Below are 16419 nucleotides of genomic sequence, written 5' to 3' on the forward strand. Positions count from 1 at the left end.
ATTCGCCGCAGACAGGAAATTCTTTTCTCTGTTCGCAAATCAATTAGCCCAAGTCTCGAAACGAGATTGATCAAGCGCCGGCTTCGGAGATCGGCCCTGGGCAGCGTGGCGCAATTGGACGCAAGGACACGATGCAGAAGATGAGAACGGCGTTCTCACTCGCCTATGGTCAGACGGATAGGATGAACTCCCGCTTGTGGCGCGTCGGGCGGCGACTTGACCTCCTGCGCCGCTCGCTCGAATCCCGCGTCGCCTCCGCCGACGTTGTCCTGCTCGCCGGGCTGAAGCGCTTTTTCTAAGACCTCCGCAATCTCGAAGGCTCCGCGCGCTTTCGTCTTCATCTGCCTCGGCGCCGTGCTGATCGGCATCGGCCTCGTCTATCAGAAGTTCGTCTTCCGCCCATCGTCCGAGGCATGTCCCGCGACACCGACGGATGTGTAAAATCAACTGGGACGCGGCCTTGCGGCCCCGGAGTTTTCCACATCTCAAAACAACGCGTTAACACACTGGTGACCATCGCGATCCTAGCCTCCCCCGCACGAATCGAGGGAGGCCAACCATGTCGGACAGTCTGGATGTCACGGGCGAGCGCATTCGCACCATCGTCGAGCGCATCGAACACATCGAGGAAGAGATAAAGGCCCTTAACGAGGGCAAGAAGGAAATCTTTGCCGAAGCCAAGGGCGAGGGCTACGACGTCAAGGTCATCAAGGAGATCATCCGCCTGCGGAAACAGGACAAGGACGAGCGCGACGAGCATGAGACGCTGCTTGACCTGTATATGCGGGCGATGGAGTCGTCCGAGTCGGAACAGGCGAAGGCGGCGTAACTACGAGATTCGTTGCCGAGAACATCCCCGTGGCGCACGCGCCCGGGGATCCCGACGATTGCACGCCGGAATGGACCGAGATGTCGGCAGCGCCACGGCTCTGCCTCGCCGCCGCACGTATTGCGCGCCCACGTCGTGGCGCCGGTAGGCCGGCTCTGAGCGCGCCGTTGCGGCCTGCTTCTCGGCGCGACCGGCTTCCGCCGCGTCTCACTCCAGCGCACTCGGGCGCAAAGCCCTTTGATGCGTCAGCCGCCACCGCACCCCTCGTTAACCATTCGGCGCTATTCTTTTTCGAATGGAATCGCGCCGCCGATCATCGGAGCAACGGGCAAAAGATTTAGCCGAGCAGCCCCGCTGACCGTCGTCACGATTTTGGAGGGTGAGCTCGTCGCATGCGCGTGCTTTTGATAGAAGACGACCGTTCCATCGCGCAAAGCATCGAACTGATGCTCAAGGCCGAGAATTTCAACGTCTACGCGACAGATCTCGGCGAGGAAGGCATCGATCTCGGCAAGCTCTACGACTACGACATCATCCTGCTCGATCTCAATCTACCGGACATGTCGGGCTATGAGGTGCTGCGCGCCCTGCGCGTCGCGAAGATCAAGACGCCCATCCTGATCCTGTCCGGTCTCGCTGGCATCGAGGACAAGGTCAAAGGGCTGGGCTTCGGCGCCGACGACTATCTGACGAAACCCTTCCACAAGGACGAACTGGTCGCCCGCATCCAGGCGATCGTCCGCCGCTCAAAGGGCCACGCCCAATCGGTCATCGCAATCGGCGACCTCGTCGTCAATCTCGATCAGAAGATGGTCGAAATCGCCGGGGCCCGCGTTCACCTGACCGGCAAGGAATATCAGATGCTGGAGCTGCTCGCCCTCCGCAAGGGCACGACGCTCACCAAGGAAATGTTCCTCAATCATCTCTATGGCGGAATGGACGAACCGGAACTGAAGATCATCGACGTCTTCATTTGCAAATTGCGGAAGAAGCTCGCCAGCGCCAGCAATGGCGGCAATTACATCGAAACCGTCTGGGGTCGCGGTTACGTCGCGCGCGAGCCGTTTGACGCCGCGAGCGCATGACCGCCTGAAACTCGGGACGATGCGCTCGGCGCAGCAGATCTGCGGCGTTCGGGCCTTTCACGCGTCGAAAGCCTTGAGACCGACATAGGCGACGCGACCGCCGTCCAGCATCGCCGTAAACAGCGACTGGTGGCCGCCAGATTTTTCATCCCTTCGCAATTCCGCGTTGGCGCCCTCCAGCGTCCTCGGCTGCAGATTCACCGGTGATCAAAAACGCGCGCGGCAAGCGCCGGCGCCAGCCTCCCCCAAGGGTGAGCGTCGATCCAGATTTCAGGGGTCCAAAAGATTGGCGCGTCTAAAAAATTCCGATTGACGACTCGAAAAAACGTGGCAGTATTCATGTATTGCAGCATCGATTGAAAGACGTGCGAAGCCGCTTTCAAGACGAAGCCACCGCCAAGGGCTACGAACCCGCGAGGCGCGCAATAAACTGATCGTTTCCAGAAAGTATACCGTCGAGGCTTAGAAACGCCGCGAACTCCGTGCCATTGGACGCCTTTTGACCTGAATCTCTGGGCCGCAGCGAGCGCCCGGAAAAGACGGACGGGAACCATGACTCCACCGCAGCAGTGATTTTTCAGCCAGTGATTGTCCGCAACGTGCGTAACTCTTCCGCGCGTTTAGGACGCGCCGCCAACGAAGGGAGAAGCAGATCAAACACCTAACCTCTGTTTCTACGCGGTCTCATGCCGCATAAGATTCTGATTTTCATCGGAAAGCGCCAAAGTGCGACTTTTTAGGCCCCGATCGCCACAGGCGACGGGGCCATTGCTCTTTTCAAAACCGTTGCCATCAGGTTCCCGTAGCAATACTTGATCAATCACGTGTTCGCTTTGGCGTACCCCACCGCAGAGACTTACTCCCTAAAAAGAGCACGAGCATGGCGGCGGCAGAGACGCGCCAGAGACGGCGCGCTGCGCCGAGACCGTGTCCATTCATTGATCAATCATCGCGCGCCCGCAGCTCGGCGTTCAACACGTTGCCGCGCAGACTTGATCTCAACCGGCAAGCTCCAGGTCTGGGGCGGCCTCGCCGGGCGCCGCCCGTTCATGTTGCAGCCAGATGTGTCGTGCTTTGATGACCGCTCAGGAGAGCTCGCCATGGCGACAAATCCGCAAGACGGCTTCATTGCGCTGAACAGGTTCGGCCACGGCGCGCGCGGCGACGGCGATCTCGCCGCCGCCAGCGGCGATCCGCACGGCTTTCTGGCGGCCGAACTTGAGCAACCCGGCATCGCCCTGCTCGAAGGGCCAGGCCTCCACCCAACGCCGGCGGCGCTCCAAACCCTGTTCGTCGACGAGGACATGAAGAAGGCCGAGCGGCGCGCCGGGGGTGAGGACCAGACCGGCGGCGAGCACGATCAGGCCGCAATAGACGATGTAAAATCCCTTGGCGTCGGAGGGCTTGCGGTGCAGCGAGTGCTTGAGCGACAGCACGTCGCCGAGCGCGTAGGCGGTCGAGAGCGACACGGCGGAGGCCGCCGATTATGCAGGCGTCGATCAAGGCGATGGCGAACATCACGCCTGTGGCGCGCCCGGCATATTGGCCGAGTCCCTCCGCGACCGCGCCAGCGTCGACGAAATTGCCGAATTCCGGCTTTCCGGCGAAAGCTGCGGCGGTAAACGCCATCATCGCGCCGGCGCCGATCACCACCAGCACGATGCCGAGCCACAGGTCGGCCTTTTCATAGGCCATGAAGCGCGGGGTGATGCGCGTGTCGATGACATAGCTCTGCTGGAAGAACAATTGCCACGGCGCGACGGTCGTCCCGACAATGGCGATGATCAGCAGCATCACGTCGCTGAGCTTGGCGCCTTCAGGCAGTTGCGGCGTGACGAAATCGTGCGCCAACTGGCCCATCGGCGGATGGATCGCCAGGAAAACCGGGACCAGCAGCAGGCTGCCGACGACCAGCGCCATGGAGAAGCGCTCGAAGCGGCGGAAATCGCCTGTGCTCGCCGCCGCCATGATCAGCAGCGCGGCGAGGGACACGCCCAGCGGCTTGGAGACGCCGAGATAGTTCAGCGCCAGGGCGATGCCGATGAATTCTGTGACGACGGTCAACCCGTTGAGCAGGAACAGGTCGATGACGGAAAAGGCGCCCCAAAACTTGCCAAAGCGCTCCAGGATCAGCCGCGCATGGCCGACGCCGGCGACCACGCCGAGGCGCAGCACCATCTCCTGGTTCACGTAGAGCACGGGGACGAGCAGCAGCAGCGTCCACAGCAGAGTGGCGCCGTAGTTCTGGCCGGCCTGAGTGTAGGTGCCAAAGGCGCCCGGCGTCATTGTCGCCGACCATGACGATCAGGCCGGGACCGAGGATGGCGAGCAGCGTTTGCAGGCGATGCCGCCAGTTTTGGCGCGGTCCGTGGTCTTGGTGAAGGATTGTGCCGAAGGCGCCGTGGATATTGCCGACGTGCATTTCGTCGAGCACGGCTCCGGCGTGGGGCGGGTCGATATGCGTGTTCATGGTGATCTCCTGGCGGTTCGCCTCGGCGCCGGCAGGAGCGACGCGTCGCTACGTCCCGCCAATGCCGCGCCGATGGCGCGCCGGTATTGCGATGAAGATTTTCGGGAAATCCGCCCCCGCATCTGCGGCGGAGGCGGAGCGACGAGAGCCGTCGTTCAAGAGGTCCTCCAGAGGTTAGGCGGCGCACCGCAATCGAGGCGAGGGAGGCTCCGCGCCTTGCAGGTTTGCTTCGTCGGTTTCGGAAATCCAGCGCGCGATGAGGCGGCCGGACGCGGTGTCGCGGATCCAGCGGCAGATCAGGCGCGGTTTGGCGGCGCCCGCAAATGCGGAGAGGCCGAGGGGACGACGCAGGTCGCCCTTGCGGGGGAAGTTTACGATCATGTCTCGCCTCCGGCTTCGGGCCGGACGGCGAGCGACACATGGCGTTAAAGTCTGGCGTCCCTCACGCGGCCGGCGCCGCGAGCCCTTCACGATGTTGCGGCGAGGCTTTCCCGCTTCGCGCAGGGATCGCTCCGCCTAAGGGAATACTGCCCATGTGTCCTTGACTTGGGTTGAGAAAAACGGCCGGAAAAACCAGTCGACACAGCGCCTTCGCGCCCGAAATCGCCGCGTGTCAAGAGCACACGGCGGACCTGCGCAAGGGCGGGGAACAGCCTTCATGACCTTCTCAGAACGAACGTCTCCGGGACGATCTGCGGATCGGTCCCGCTCAGGCGCGCATGAAGCCAGAGCGCTAGCTTGGCTAGGCGCTCTCGAACTTCGTCGATAGCCCCCGGCGGTCCGACTTCGACACGAAGACGCGCCATCGAATAGGCGTCGATGCCCTCACCGAAGTGCTGGACAAACTTATTGTGCCGCCCTTCGATCTCGAAACCGAGACCTTGTCTCGAACGTCGCGCGTTCGATCAGGAACGCACAGTTTTGTGAAACGTACGCTTTCGTGCGCTTCTGGAAGAACCGTGGCAATTAGGCGCGGGAATTCAAGCTGTTCCTGCCTTGATCTCGGCTTTGGCGCCAATCATGCTCCGGGCGTTCGATATCGTCCGCCTCCGCTCCGGAGGCAAGAACGCCGATCACGTCGCCCATGAGGCGACCGACTACGGCCTGAGCCGTATCCCAGTCTTCCAAATGCGTCGCCGCCAATTCCGGCGCGACTTTCGCTTCATAAACAGGAGACGTCATGTCTGCGCCTGCGTGTGTTTGCTTATCTTCTTTTCGTCTCCACCTGGCGCGTGGCGTGTCGAGCATCGTCTTGTTGACGGTATCGACGCCCGTCCTCGCCGACGAACCTCTACCGGAAATCACCGTGACGGCGCCTGCGAACGTAAACGCCGCAACTTCAACCCAGACGGCGGCGCCGGTCGCTGAGGGCTCGGCCGTGAGCGGCTATCGCACGTCCACCGGCAGTTTGGGACCTCTGGGAAAAATTTCGCTGAAAGAAGTTCCGTATTCGCTGAACGTCACGCCGGGGCAACTGATCGAGAACACCAACGCCCATTCCATCGGCGAGGCGCTGAAGACCAATCCCACCGCGACCCTTTTGATGTCTTCGGCGGGTTATTCCTCAATGTCGCGCATTCTCGTGCGCGGCTTCAGCGCCTCCGACCAGAACGAGAAGCGCGACAGCCTGGTGGACCGCAGTTTCGCTTACGTGCCGCTGGAAAATGTCGAGCGGATCGAGGTTTTGAACGGCTATTCCGCCTTCCTGAACGGCTTCGCCAATCCCGGCGGCTCCATCAATTATGTAAGCAAGGAGCCGACCCAAACGCCATTGGCCAGCCTCGCGACCGGCTTTTATGGCGGCGGAATCGGCTTCGTTCACGGCGATGTCGGCGGCAAAGTCGCCGCGACCGACGACCGGCTCGGCTACCGCATCAACGTCTATCACGAAGACGGTTCGCGGGTGATTGCCAACAGCGACCAGACCCGCGATTTCGTGTCGGCGCGCTTCACCTACGACCTCACGCCCGGCACGAAACTCTGGGCCGACGTCTATCACCAGCATCTGACCATGCACGGGCTGCAGACGTATTTCAACCTCGCCTCCGGCGTGCGCATCCCCGACGCCTCGCGCTTTCTCATGACCCGCCAATATGGCCAGGACTGGACCTACAACGAGGCGGAAAAAACCGTGGCCGGTTTCGGCTTCGACTCCCATCTCAACGACGTCTTCACGCTGCACGGCGGCTTCCGCTATGGCACGATGTGGCGGCGCTACGGCTATGTCGCCGCCACGCTGACCGACAATTCCGGCGCCTATACCGAGAAATACACGACCACGCCGACCCAGACCGAATACACCCGCTCCGAATATGCGCTGCTCGACGCGCGCATCCCCACCTGGGCGTTCGTTCACAACCTGACCATGGGCTTCACCGGCACAGATTATCTCTACGGCCGCGGCGCCGACGTCAGCAGCGGCGTTTACACGTCCTCGCTCGACGCGCCCGTCTCATTCGCCAATCCCAATCTGAGGCTGGGAGGTCTCAACCAGTGGCAGCAGCAGATCATGACCAATCTGCTGCTCGGCGACCGCATGGAGGTCACGGACAAACTGAGCCTGCTCGGCGGCGTGAATTTCGCGCAATTGCAGCAACGCGCCTGGGGCTCGGGCGTGGTGATCAGCACATCGAACTATCGCGCCAACGGCCTGACGCCCAGCGTGGGTTTCACTTACAAAATCCTGCCGGAACTGACAGGCTACGCCTCCTACATGCAGTCGCTGCAGAATGGCGACACCGCGCCCTCCACCGCCGCCAACGCCTATGCGGTGCTGGCGCCGAGCATCAGCCAGCAATATGAGGCCGGTCTCAAGGCCAGCCTCGGCCAAATCGACATGAACCTCGCCCTGTTTCGCATCAACAAGGTCAATGCGGAGCTGAACCCGAACAACAACATCTACATGCAGGACGGGCGCGAGATCCATCAGGGCGTCGAGGTGACGTTTTCCGGCAATCTGATGGAAGATCTCAACGCCGTCGGCGGCTTCACCCTGATGCACGCTTATGTCGACCAGGCCACGGCGCTGCCGCGCACCATCGGCAAGACGCCGGTCAACGTTCCCGCCGAGCAGGCGCGACTGCGGTTGGAATATGCGCTGCCGTTCAACCGCGACATAAAAGTTTCGTTCGGGCCGGAGTTTCTGGGCCGCCGTCCCATCGACGTCTACGACCAGCAATATATCAAGCCAGCCACGTTATTCGACGGCGGAATCCGTTACGAGCGCGAGGTTTATGGCCACAAAATCTCCGCCAACCTGACGATGGATAACATCTTTAACACGGCCTATTGGGCCTATTATCGCAGCGGCGACGGACTGCTGCTCGGCAATCCGCGCACGGTCGCGCTCACGGTCAAGGCGACATGGTGAGCGCGCGCGCGACAGCCTGGGCGGGGACGGCGACGCTCGTCATCGCCTTCGCCCTGTCGCTGGCGATCGGGCGCTATCCGCTCGACGCGGCGACCGCGCTCGCGGTGATCGCCGCGAAACTCGCGCCGATCAAACCGTGGTGGCCGCCAATCGCCGAATCCATTGTGTTCGATTTGCGCTTGCCGCGCATCGGCGCGGCTTTGCTGGTCGGCGCGGCGCTGTCGGCCTCCGGCGCGGCCTATCAAAGCGTGTTCCGCAATCCCATGGCCTCGCCCGACATTCTGGGCGTCGCCGCCGGCGCGAGTTTTGGCGCGGGCTGCGGCATTCTGCTGAATTGGAATGTGGCGGCCATTGAGGCCAGCGCCTTCGCGCTGGGCCTCGCCGCTGCGGGCGGCACGACGCTGGCCGGCGCGTTGCGCAAGGGCGGCGACAGCGCGCTGACGATGATCCTCGCCGGCATTTTCATCGGCTCGCTGTTCTCCTCCGCCCTGGCGATTCTCAAACTCGCCGCCGACCCCGCCAATGTGCTGCCGGCGATCACGTTCTGGTTGATGGGCAGCCTCGCCAATATCGACGTCCGCGAACTCGCCTTGGCCGCGCCGCCGATCCTCGTCGGCTTCGCCTTGGTCTGGGCGTTGCGCTGGCGCCTCGACGCGCTCACGCTGGGCGACGACGAGGCCTTGGCGCTCGGCGTCAACGCGCCGCGCCTGCGTCTATGCATCGTGATCGGCGCGACGCTGATGACCTCAGCCTGCGTGTCCATCGCCGGCATCATCGGTCTGGTCGGCCTGGTCGTTCCGCATCTCGTTCGCCCGTTCTGCGGTCCCAGCGCCCGAAAACTAATACCGCTCAGCGCGCTGACCGGCGGTGTGTTCCTTCTGCTGGTGGACGATTTTTCACGCACGATCTCCAGCGTCGAATTGCCGATCGGCGTCCTGACCTCGCTGATCGGCGCGCCGGTGTTTCTCTATCTGCTCTCCACTATCGCGCGAAAAGGGTTTTGAGCATGCAGCACTTTTCCGTCCCGCTGTTTCGCGCCCAAGACCTGGTTTGCGGGCGCGACGGACGCGTCGTGGTCAGCAGCGTGAATTTCGCCCTGCGCGCGGGCGAAATCCTGTTCCTGCTCGGCCCCAATGGCTGCGGCAAGACCACGCTGCTGCGGACGTTGTTGCGGAGCCTGCCCGCGCTGTCGGGAGAAATTCTCGTCGACGGCGAGAGCGTCGCCAACTGGCCGTCGGAAAAATTCGCCCGCGCCGCCGCTTACGCGCCGCAAAGCGTAAAACCGCCGTTTCCGTTTTCCGTGTTCGACATGGTGTTGATGGGGCGCAGCGCCCATCGAGGCGCCTTTTCAGCGCCCACGCGCGCCGACCGCGAGGCCGCCGATCAGGCGCTTGAAACTCTCGGCCTGAACCGGTTGCGCGAGGCCGCCGTAACGGAGATCTCCGGCGGCGAGCGGCAACTGGTCCTGTTCGCGCGCGCGCTGGCGCAGCAGGCGCGCCTGCTCATTCTCGACGAGCCGACCGCCAGCCTCGACTTCGGCAACCAGATCGCGGTTCTCGACCACGCCCGCGCGCTGGCGAAGTCGGAAGGGCGCGGCGTAATCCTGGCGGCGCACGATCCCAATCATGCCCTCGCCTATGCCGACCGCGTCGGCCTGATCGGCCGCGACGGCAAATTTTCCCTCGGCGCGCCGGAAGAGATGATCACCGCCGAATGGCTGGCGACGACCTATGGCGTGCGCGCGCGCGTGGTTCCCGCGCAATCGGGCGTTCCAGCGTTTTGCCTGCCGGCGCCGCGCGGGGCCGCGGAGGCGACATGCGAGGTCTGATCGCGCTGCTCGCGCTGCTGTGCTGCGGCGCGCAAGCCGGGGAACTGACCGATCTCGGCGGCCGCAAGGTGACGCCGCCAGACAAAATCGCACGCGTCGCCTGCCTCGAAGTGCTGTGTTATCCGACCCTGTTAATGCTCGGCGTCGAGGATCGCGTCGCCATCATGGTCCAGACCGCCGCGCCCTGGCTGCAGGCGACCAACGCGCGCACGGCGCAAATCGCGCGCGTCGGGACCGAGGCCGATGTCGAAGACCTCGCCGCGCGCAAAATCGATATCGCGTTCATCGCCTATAATGTCGCCCGGATCGCGCCGAAACTCGACAAGGTCGGCCTGCCGACGCTGATCTCGCAACGCGTCGGACAATCGCCGCAGACCGAACAGGCGTTCGTCGACAACGCGCAGGCCATGGTGCGACAATTCGGCCGCGTTTTCGGCGGCGAGACGGAGCGACGCGCAGAAGACTATTGCGCATGGTTCGACGACAAGCGCGCCATGGTCGCAGCGCGCATCGCCGACATCCCCCCGGAACAGCGTCGCAAACTGTTTTATGTGCGCGGACCGCGTTCGCAAAACGCGCAGGGAAGGTTCGGTTACGTCTACTGGCTGGGAACCCTGGCCGGCGCGCGCATGGTCGGCGCCGACGCGCCCCTCGCCGGCAACGGTCCCGCCAATATGGAGGATCTCCTCCAGGCGGACCCGGACGTGGTGATCGTCGGGCGGCAATATCCGGTCGCGCTGGTCCTCGACGATCCGCGCTGGCGCACCGTCGCCGCCGTGCGCAACGGCGAGGTCCATGCGTCGCCCGCCGGCGTGTTCTATTGGGACGGCGGCCCCGAAAGCGCGCTGATGATGCTGTTCATCGCCAAGACGCTTTACCCGGACAGATTCGCCGACCTCGACATGATCGCGGAGATCAAGGGGTTTTACGCCCGCTTCTACCGTTTCGCCCTGACCGACGACCAGGCCGGGAAAATTCTGCGCGGCGAAACGCCCGAGGGCGCCCGCTTCATGAAAGTGAACAATTGAGGGGGCGGCGATGACGGAAAGACGCTGCGGATCGGGACCGCCCACGCTCGGCGGCTGCGCCTTTCGCGGCGCCAAGCTGGCGTTGCAGCCGATCGTCGATGCGCTGCATCTCGTTCACGGCCCGATCATGTGCCAGGGACACGGCTGGGAGTCGCGGCCCACGGCGAGCCCCGGCCCGACCCTGCACCGGTTCGCGCTGAGCACCGACATCGGCGAGCTCGACCTGATCTTCGGCGGCGCCGAGCGGCTGGCCACCACGCTGGACGCGCTGGCCGCCCGCTATGATCCTCCGGCGATTTTCGTCTATCAAACCTGCCTGCCCGGCATGACCGGCGATGACCTCGAGTCCGTGTGCCGCGCCGCCTCGCAAAGGCTCGCGCGTCCCATTCTTGCGGTAGACGCGCCCGGTTTTTCCGGCGGCAAGCTTGCGGGCGCCAGCACAGCCGGCCAGGTTCTGCTCGACCATGTGATCGGAACCCGCGAGCCCGATGTCCGCACCGCCGCCGATGTCGTGCTCATCGGCGACTACAATGTCGCGGGCGAGGCGCAGGCCATTGCGCGGCTGCTGGAAGGCGCCGGCTTTTGCGTCGCCGCCTCCATTCCCGGCGGCGGCCGTTTTGGCGACGTCGCCGGTGCGCATCGCGCGCGGCTGGCGCTGTCGCATTGCTCGCAAGCCCTCGGCGATCTCGGCGAAAGATTTTCAGCGCGCTGGAATGTCCCGCACATGCGCGCGAGCTTTTACGGCGCGGCGCAGACGTCGCGGACCTTGCGCGCGGCGGCGGCGCGCTTGGCGGCGCAAGGGGCTGTGCTCGCCCGCTGCGAGGCCTTTGTCGCTTGCGAGGAGAAACGCCTGGAGCGACGGCTGCGCCCCTTGCGCCCACGCCTCGCCGGCCGGCGCGTCCTGCTGATGACGGGCGGCGTCAAGACGTGGTCGCTCGCCCGCCAGCTCCAGAGCCTGGGCATGGAGGTGGTCGCCTGCGCCGCCCACAAGACCGCGCCGGAGGATCGGGCCTTGCTGCGCGAGGCGATTGGCGAGGCGGCGATCATGCCCGACGCGTCGCTCGCGGCCTTGCGCGCGCGGCTGGCCGGAGGCGGCGTTGACATTGCGCTTGGTGGCGGCGGCGCGCGGCATGAAGCGGCGGCGGCGGGCGTCCCCTGGGTCGAGATCAACCATGAACGCCGCATGGCGCTCACCGGCTATGACGGCGCCTATGCGCTGGCGGCGGCGATGGCCGACGCCCTGGACCGGCCGAACTGGCGCGCGCTCAAGGCGGCCGCGCCATGGTGAAACCCTACGCCGCCGAACCGCTGCGACTTAGCCCCACCATCGGCGCCGCGCTGGCGTTGTCCGGCGTTGCGCGCGCCGCGCCGCTGCTGATCGGCGCCCAGGGCTGCTCCGCCGTGGCCGGCGCCCTGCTCGCCCGTCATTTCCGGCGCGCATTTCCGATGCGCTGCGTGGCGATGAACGAGATCGCTGTCGCGCTTGGCGGACGCGCGGAGGTTGCAAGGGCCGTGGCCGAGGCCGCCGGCGAAAACCTCGCTTTAATCGGTCTGATCTCCGGCGGCGTCAATGAAACACGCGGCGACGATCTGTCCGGCTTGCTGAAAGGCTTGCGATCGCAAAATCCCGGCGTCGACCTGATCGGCGTCTCGACGCCCGATTTTTCCGGCTCGCTTCAGGATGGCTGGGCGCGGACGGTTGAAAGTCTGATCGCATTTTTCGCGCGCGAGGGGGCGCGCAGGCCGCAACAGGTGGCGCTGCTGCCCGGTTGCCATCTGACGCCGGCCGACGCGGAAGCCCTGAGCGATCTGTGCGCGGCGTTCGGGCTAAAACCCTTGCTGCTGCCAGACCTTTCCGGCGCGCTCGACCGCGTTGACGCCTCAACGGGTTTCGGCGTCGCCTCGCTTGCGGAGCTGCGTGAGATCGGACGCTCGGCGGCGGTGATCGGATTTGGCGCGCATATGAGCAAGGCGAGCCGGTTGCTCGCCAAAATCTGCGGCGTAGAAGCGCAGATCCTCGACGCGCCGTTTGGCTTAGAGGCCACGGACCGGCTGATCGAGACGCTCGCGGCCCTCTCCGGACGCAAGCCGCCGGACAGGCTGCGCAGGGAGCGTGACCGCCTGATCGACGCCATGGCCGATGCGGCCGATACATTTTTGTGGCGCCGCATCGCGCTCGCGGGCGAAGCCGACATGGTGTTCGCCTTATCCACGCTCGCCGCCGAATGGGGTTTGGAAACAGGCGCCGCGATCATTGCCGCGTCAACGCATAAAGGCGACGCGCCCGGGTTCGTCGTCGGCGATTTCGAAGATCTGGAGGCCGAGGCCGTCGCCTGCGACCTCATCGCGGCGCCCTCCGCCGCGCGCCACCTGGCCGCGCGGCTTGGCGTTCCTCTATGGCGACGCGGCGTTCCCATCAACGACCGGATCGACGCACCCTTCGCCCTGCAATTTGGCTATGCCGGCGCCCGCGCCATGGCTTTCGAAACAGCCGCTCTTCTTTCGGATCGCCCCTGCGTCCGTGATCGTCATTCTCAACCGGGGCTTACGATCATATGACCATTTGTCGCTGTGACGTGGCCCCTTAACTGCCGCTTCGATATAGTTTTTTAGTCGAAACGAGACCTCTTCAGGCAACCGCGAAAGCTTTGGAATAAGTTCGATCAAAAGCCTCCGAATAATCCGCCGCCGACAGCCGCAGACGCTGTCGGCGACACGCAGACGTCTTCAGAAGATCTCGACCTTGAGTTTGTTGTGAAAAGTCCTGCCGCGAAATTTTTCGAAGATTTCGACGGCGGCGAGGCTTTCGGCGTCGTTGTAAAACGGCGTGCCCGGGCCGCGATCGCGAATGAGATCGCCGTTTGAGCCGCGCAGATTCGCAACGATGACGTCCACCTTGAACTCCTTGGCGGGGCCGCGGCCGATGCTGGCGGGTTTGGCGACCGTCGGCGTGAATTCAATGACCAAGCCGGCCTTGCGGGCGGCGCTGCTCAGTTCGTTGGTGGTGTAACGAGAATTGTCGCCACGTCCGCGCGAACCGGTCGCGGCGGGTTTCTTGGCGACGACAGCAGACGCGGCCTTGGTCCGCTTGCTCGCCGCGTTCACCACCTTGGCCGCCTTCGACGCCTTTTCGGGTTTGGCGCGCTTACCGCGACCGGACTTGACCACTGCCGGGTCCTCGACAACGTCCGTCACCTTGGCGGGCTTAGCCGCCTTCGTCGCCCGCACAGGGCTGCGTTTCTTCGCAGGTTTCGTGACTGGCTCGTTGATTTCTTCCGAGACTGACGTCACGGCTTGCTTCGCCTTCGCCCCTTTGCGCGCGCTCGTCGTCTTGGCCGGCTTCGTCGCCTTCGCGCCGCCGCGTCCGGTCCGTTTCGTCTTGACCGGAGCCGTCGTGGTCGAGGTTTCGGCCGGTTCCGTCGGCGTCGCCGAGTTGGTCGGATCAGCTTCGGAAGTTGGGGCGGTGGCCTGCGTGTCGTCCGTCATGCGTCTATCTCGCGCTTCAAGTATTCAGATGATCAAATCATCCGCTACAGACGATCTTGCTTGTCAAGGGTCTCGGCGGGTCGGCCGCCGTCGAAACTTGCCACGCACCCTGCAATCTCCCCCTCGACGAGACGACACACGCTGGCCGTCGGCGCACGCGCGGCGCCCATTCGACCAGCTATGTCGACACGGACCGAAGTGGGCGGTAAAGCAACGGTGAGTTCGCGTCTTTCGGTCCTGCGTGGCGCCCCCTCGCCCGTCACTCCATGGATTCGGTCGTCATGAAACGTTGGTTCTTCAAAATTTTGGAAGACGAGATCGACGCAGCCGTGCTCCACCTCATCGACAATCACGGTTTGGCGGGCGCAAGAGACGAAGCGTTGCGTCTTGCCGACGTCGGGCAACGCATTGGCTCTACGAAGAACAGAGTCATTTTTCTGCGCGCAGCTCAGCGCATCGCTATGAAGCAGGGAATGCCGAGAGGGGAACCCCAGCCTCTGCGGTCCCGCCTTAAAACTTTCGCGGCCCTCGTCGCCGAGTTCGGCGCTCCTCGCGTGCCGTTAGAAGACCCATCTCAGGAAACTGATGAGCGCGACGTTCACTCTATCGACGGAATTCTATCGCATCGACGGTGAAGGCGGCCGCGCGACTGGCTCGTCATCCTGCGCCGGCGATTGAGGCTGGTGCGATGGCGCCGGCTCTTTGGGACGCACGGCGTCTCGCAGAGCGCGCAGATGTTCCGCCAGGATCTCGCCGGCCTCGCGCAAGCGTTCGATCGCTTCATCGACCAGGACCTTGAGCGCGCCGCGCTGGTCCGAGATCGCCTCGCGGGCGAGGCCTTCCTCGAACGCCTTCCGGGCGCGGGCGCCCAGCATCGGATTGGCGCGCTCCGCCTCGGCGCGCTCCGCGTCATCCAGAACTTTATGCTGCTTGAGCCCGTCGACAATCGCTTTGTCGCGCTGCTTGCGGCCCTTCTCCAATAGGTCGATCGCCAGCGCCTTATAGGGCTTTTCGGAGGCGTCCTTCTCGACGCGACGCCAAAGATCGTCTTCCTGGATCGGCGTGCGGTCGCCGAGCGCGCGCGAGCGTTGCACGGCCGCGAGAATCGCGCCTTTCGAAATGACAGTGTGGGTGCGCCCGGTGGCGCGGCTTTCCGCCGTATACATTTTGAAGGCGGTCGTTCCCGCCGTGCCTCGGGGCAGGGCGTTGATATGCTCGCCCTTGGTGCTCATGCCTTGCGCCGCGTCGATGGTGAAGGCGCGGCCCGGGCCGAGGAGGAGCCGGCCGGTCGTCTTGTCCGAAAGGGTTCGCCAGTCGACGTGGGCCGTGACGCCGCGGGCGTTTCTGAGGACGAGGCCGTTGGCGGTTTTGCCGAGGACATCGACCACGTCGCCGTTATTGCCGATCGAAATGAAACCTTGTCCGGACTTTATGCGCGTTTGGCGAAATAGCCGCAAGCGGTCGCCGGTGGCGATCGGCAGGTCGAACATCTCGGGCTTGTCGCCACGATAGACGACAGACTTGTAGGTCGCTTCGTCGGAACCGATCTCGCCGCGCGTCTTCAACCGCTCGCGGATCGCGAGGCTGATGTCGGCGGCTTCGGCGTTCGTCAGCGTGGTGACTGTGACGCTGAGCGACGGATCCTGTGCTTTGAGCGCGTCCGAACGCTGCATGTAGAGGTCGGCGATCACCTTTACGACCTGATCGTAGTCGCCGTCGACCAGGATTGCGGTTCCGTCCTCACGTTTCATTTTCAAGGCTGTTTCCGCGTCGCCTTTTCGAAACAGCGAGGCGATTTCGCGATCGTGTCCTGAGCGTTGCCGAACGGCGGTCAGCACTTCCGGCATCGAGGTTTTCGGCAGAACCCGCCGCAACAGCTCAATGGTGTCGCCGGCCTCGATCGATTGAACCTGTTCGCGGTCGCCCAGCATTTTGATGGTCATGCCTGTGGCCGCCTGTAGCTCCAACAGCTTGAGCATGGGTCGCGGTCCGATCTGGCTGACCTCGTCGATGACCAGCACGGTTCGGGCGTCGGCCTGGAATTCCCCGGCTTCAATCGCTTTCAGAAGGGGGTGGAGCGCAAAAGTCTCGCCGATGCCCGCATCCTTCAACGCGTCGGCTTGCCGCCACGCGGTCGCCATGCCGACGACGCGCCGTCCGTCGGCCCGCCAGGCGTCCACGAGAGGGCTTAGCAATGTCGTCTTGCCCGCGCCCGCGACGCCGGTCAGGAGCGAGAGCTTTCCGCCTCCGCCGAGCGCATATATCGCTGCGGATTGTTCAGGGCTGAAGGCGACGCCTTGGCCGGAGGCTTCGACGGCGGCGA

The 16419-nt window shown here is 64.1% G+C and carries 15 protein-coding genes and 1 pseudogene; 9 read left to right on the plus strand and 7 right to left on the minus strand.

From position 1 onward, the window contains the following. Nucleotides 1-155 precede the first annotated feature (155 nt). Nucleotides 156-368, minus strand: coding sequence for a hypothetical protein (locus CFB24_RS20695; protein ID WP_088522529.1), 213 nt, complete (start codon nt 366-368; stop codon nt 156-158). Nucleotides 369-559: 191 nt separating this feature from the next. Between CFB24_RS20695 and CFB24_RS20700 the strand changes: the two genes are divergently transcribed. Continuing rightward, complete coding sequence (locus CFB24_RS20700) at nt 560-829, plus strand: DUF2312 domain-containing protein (RefSeq protein WP_088522530.1); 270 nt, start codon at nt 560-562, stop codon at nt 827-829. A 392-nt stretch (nt 830-1221) separates the two neighbouring features. Beyond that, the gene (ctrA, locus tag CFB24_RS20705) at nt 1222-1914 is read left to right on the plus strand and encodes a response regulator transcription factor CtrA (protein ID WP_088522531.1); all 693 of its coding nucleotides are present in this window, start codon (nt 1222-1224) and stop codon (nt 1912-1914) included. 57 nt (nt 1915-1971) lie between these two features. On the opposite strand, the gene CFB24_RS23250 is transcribed toward ctrA, so the two are convergent. From CFB24_RS23250 to CFB24_RS22800, 4 genes and pseudogenes are all read right to left on the minus strand, one after another. Further along, entirely contained in the window at nt 1972-2115 is a 144-nt protein-coding gene (locus CFB24_RS23250; protein WP_158255359.1) for a hypothetical protein, read from the minus strand. A 1106-nt stretch (nt 2116-3221) separates the two neighbouring features. Beyond that, a pseudogene (locus CFB24_RS20710) lies at nt 3222-4384 on the minus strand (NRAMP family divalent metal transporter); the annotation flags it as partial. 174 nt (nt 4385-4558) lie between these two features. Further along, on the minus strand, nt 4559-4765 hold the full coding sequence (locus CFB24_RS20715; protein ID WP_088522532.1) for a hypothetical protein: 207 nt from the start codon (nt 4763-4765) through the stop codon (nt 4559-4561). 585 nt (nt 4766-5350) lie between these two features. Continuing rightward, entirely contained in the window at nt 5351-5566 is a 216-nt protein-coding gene (locus tag CFB24_RS22800) for a hypothetical protein (RefSeq protein ID WP_141098540.1), read from the minus strand. 55 nt (nt 5567-5621) lie between these two features. On the opposite strand from CFB24_RS22800, the gene CFB24_RS20720 reads away from it, so the two are divergent. From CFB24_RS20720 to nifN, 6 genes are read left to right on the plus strand one after another with little or no spacing between them, the layout of a single operon-like run. Further along, nucleotides 5622-7754, plus strand: a complete 2133-nt coding sequence (locus CFB24_RS20720) for a TonB-dependent siderophore receptor (protein WP_158255360.1) — start codon at nt 5622-5624, stop codon at nt 7752-7754. Next, on the plus strand, nt 7748-8758 hold the full coding sequence (locus tag CFB24_RS20725) for a FecCD family ABC transporter permease (RefSeq protein ID WP_088522534.1): 1011 nt from the start codon (nt 7748-7750) through the stop codon (nt 8756-8758). Before CFB24_RS20720 ends, CFB24_RS20725 begins: the two co-directional genes overlap by 7 nt. Before the next feature lie 2 nt (nt 8759-8760). Then, nucleotides 8761-9582 carry an ABC transporter ATP-binding protein gene (locus CFB24_RS20730; RefSeq protein WP_088522535.1) on the plus strand — a complete coding sequence of 274 codons (822 nt, stop codon included), beginning with the start codon at nt 8761-8763 and terminating at the stop codon, nt 9580-9582. Then, nucleotides 9570-10610, plus strand: a complete 1041-nt coding sequence (locus CFB24_RS20735; protein WP_158255361.1) for an ABC transporter substrate-binding protein — start codon at nt 9570-9572, stop codon at nt 10608-10610. The genes CFB24_RS20730 and CFB24_RS20735 overlap by 13 nt, the downstream gene beginning before the upstream one ends. Nucleotides 10611-10620: 10 nt before the next feature. Continuing rightward, a complete protein-coding gene (locus tag CFB24_RS20740; RefSeq protein ID WP_088522537.1) occupies nt 10621-11898 on the plus strand; it encodes a nitrogenase component 1 in 1278 nt (425 codons plus the stop codon). Then, on the plus strand, nt 11892-13169 hold the full coding sequence (gene nifN / locus CFB24_RS20745; RefSeq protein ID WP_088522538.1) for a nitrogenase iron-molybdenum cofactor biosynthesis protein NifN: 1278 nt from the start codon (nt 11892-11894) through the stop codon (nt 13167-13169). The genes CFB24_RS20740 and nifN overlap by 7 nt, the downstream gene beginning before the upstream one ends. A 168-nt stretch (nt 13170-13337) precedes the next feature. Here the strand turns inward: nifN and CFB24_RS20750 are convergent, their stop codons facing one another. Then, nucleotides 13338-14096 (minus strand): hypothetical protein, encoded by a 759-nt coding sequence (locus CFB24_RS20750; RefSeq protein WP_088522539.1) that lies wholly within the window; start codon nt 14094-14096, stop codon nt 13338-13340. Between the two features lie 281 nt (nt 14097-14377). On the opposite strand from CFB24_RS20750, the gene CFB24_RS20755 reads away from it, so the two are divergent. Beyond that, complete coding sequence (locus CFB24_RS20755) at nt 14378-14731, plus strand: hypothetical protein (protein ID WP_141098541.1); 354 nt, start codon at nt 14378-14380, stop codon at nt 14729-14731. On the opposite strand, the gene CFB24_RS20760 is transcribed toward CFB24_RS20755, so the two are convergent. Further along, nucleotides 14714-16419: ATP-dependent DNA helicase (locus CFB24_RS20760; protein ID WP_176440468.1), on the minus strand; the 1706-nt coding region annotated here is incomplete at its 5' end. The genes CFB24_RS20755 and CFB24_RS20760 overlap by 18 nt on opposite strands.

This window comes from Rhodoblastus acidophilus (genome assembly GCF_900187365.1).
Taxonomy (GTDB): Bacteria; Pseudomonadota; Alphaproteobacteria; order Rhizobiales; family Beijerinckiaceae; genus Rhodoblastus; species Rhodoblastus acidophilus.

Coding starts and splice junctions, on each gene's coding strand:
- CFB24_RS20725 (WP_088522534.1), top strand. CDS start 7,748: ATGGTGAGCGCGCGCGCGACAGCCTGGGCGGGGACGGCGACGCTCGTC.
- CFB24_RS20755 (WP_141098541.1), top strand. CDS start 14,378: ATGAAACGTTGGTTCTTCAAAATTTTGGAAGACGAGATCGACGCAGCC.
- CFB24_RS20740 (WP_088522537.1), top strand. CDS start 10,621: ATGACGGAAAGACGCTGCGGATCGGGACCGCCCACGCTCGGCGGCTGC.
- CFB24_RS20700 (WP_088522530.1), top strand. CDS start 560: ATGTCGGACAGTCTGGATGTCACGGGCGAGCGCATTCGCACCATCGTC.
- CFB24_RS20750 (WP_088522539.1), bottom strand. CDS start 14,096: ATGACGGACGACACGCAGGCCACCGCCCCAACTTCCGAAGCTGATCCG.
- CFB24_RS20730 (WP_088522535.1), top strand. CDS start 8,761: ATGCAGCACTTTTCCGTCCCGCTGTTTCGCGCCCAAGACCTGGTTTGC.
- ctrA (WP_088522531.1), top strand. CDS start 1,222: ATGCGCGTGCTTTTGATAGAAGACGACCGTTCCATCGCGCAAAGCATC.
- CFB24_RS22800 (WP_141098540.1), bottom strand. CDS start 5,566: ATGACGTCTCCTGTTTATGAAGCGAAAGTCGCGCCGGAATTGGCGGCG.
- nifN (WP_088522538.1), top strand. CDS start 11,892: ATGGTGAAACCCTACGCCGCCGAACCGCTGCGACTTAGCCCCACCATC.
- CFB24_RS20715 (WP_088522532.1), bottom strand. CDS start 4,765: ATGATCGTAAACTTCCCCCGCAAGGGCGACCTGCGTCGTCCCCTCGGC.
- CFB24_RS20735 (WP_158255361.1), top strand. CDS start 9,570: ATGCGAGGTCTGATCGCGCTGCTCGCGCTGCTGTGCTGCGGCGCGCAA.
- CFB24_RS20695 (WP_088522529.1), bottom strand. CDS start 368: ATGCCGATCAGCACGGCGCCGAGGCAGATGAAGACGAAAGCGCGCGGA.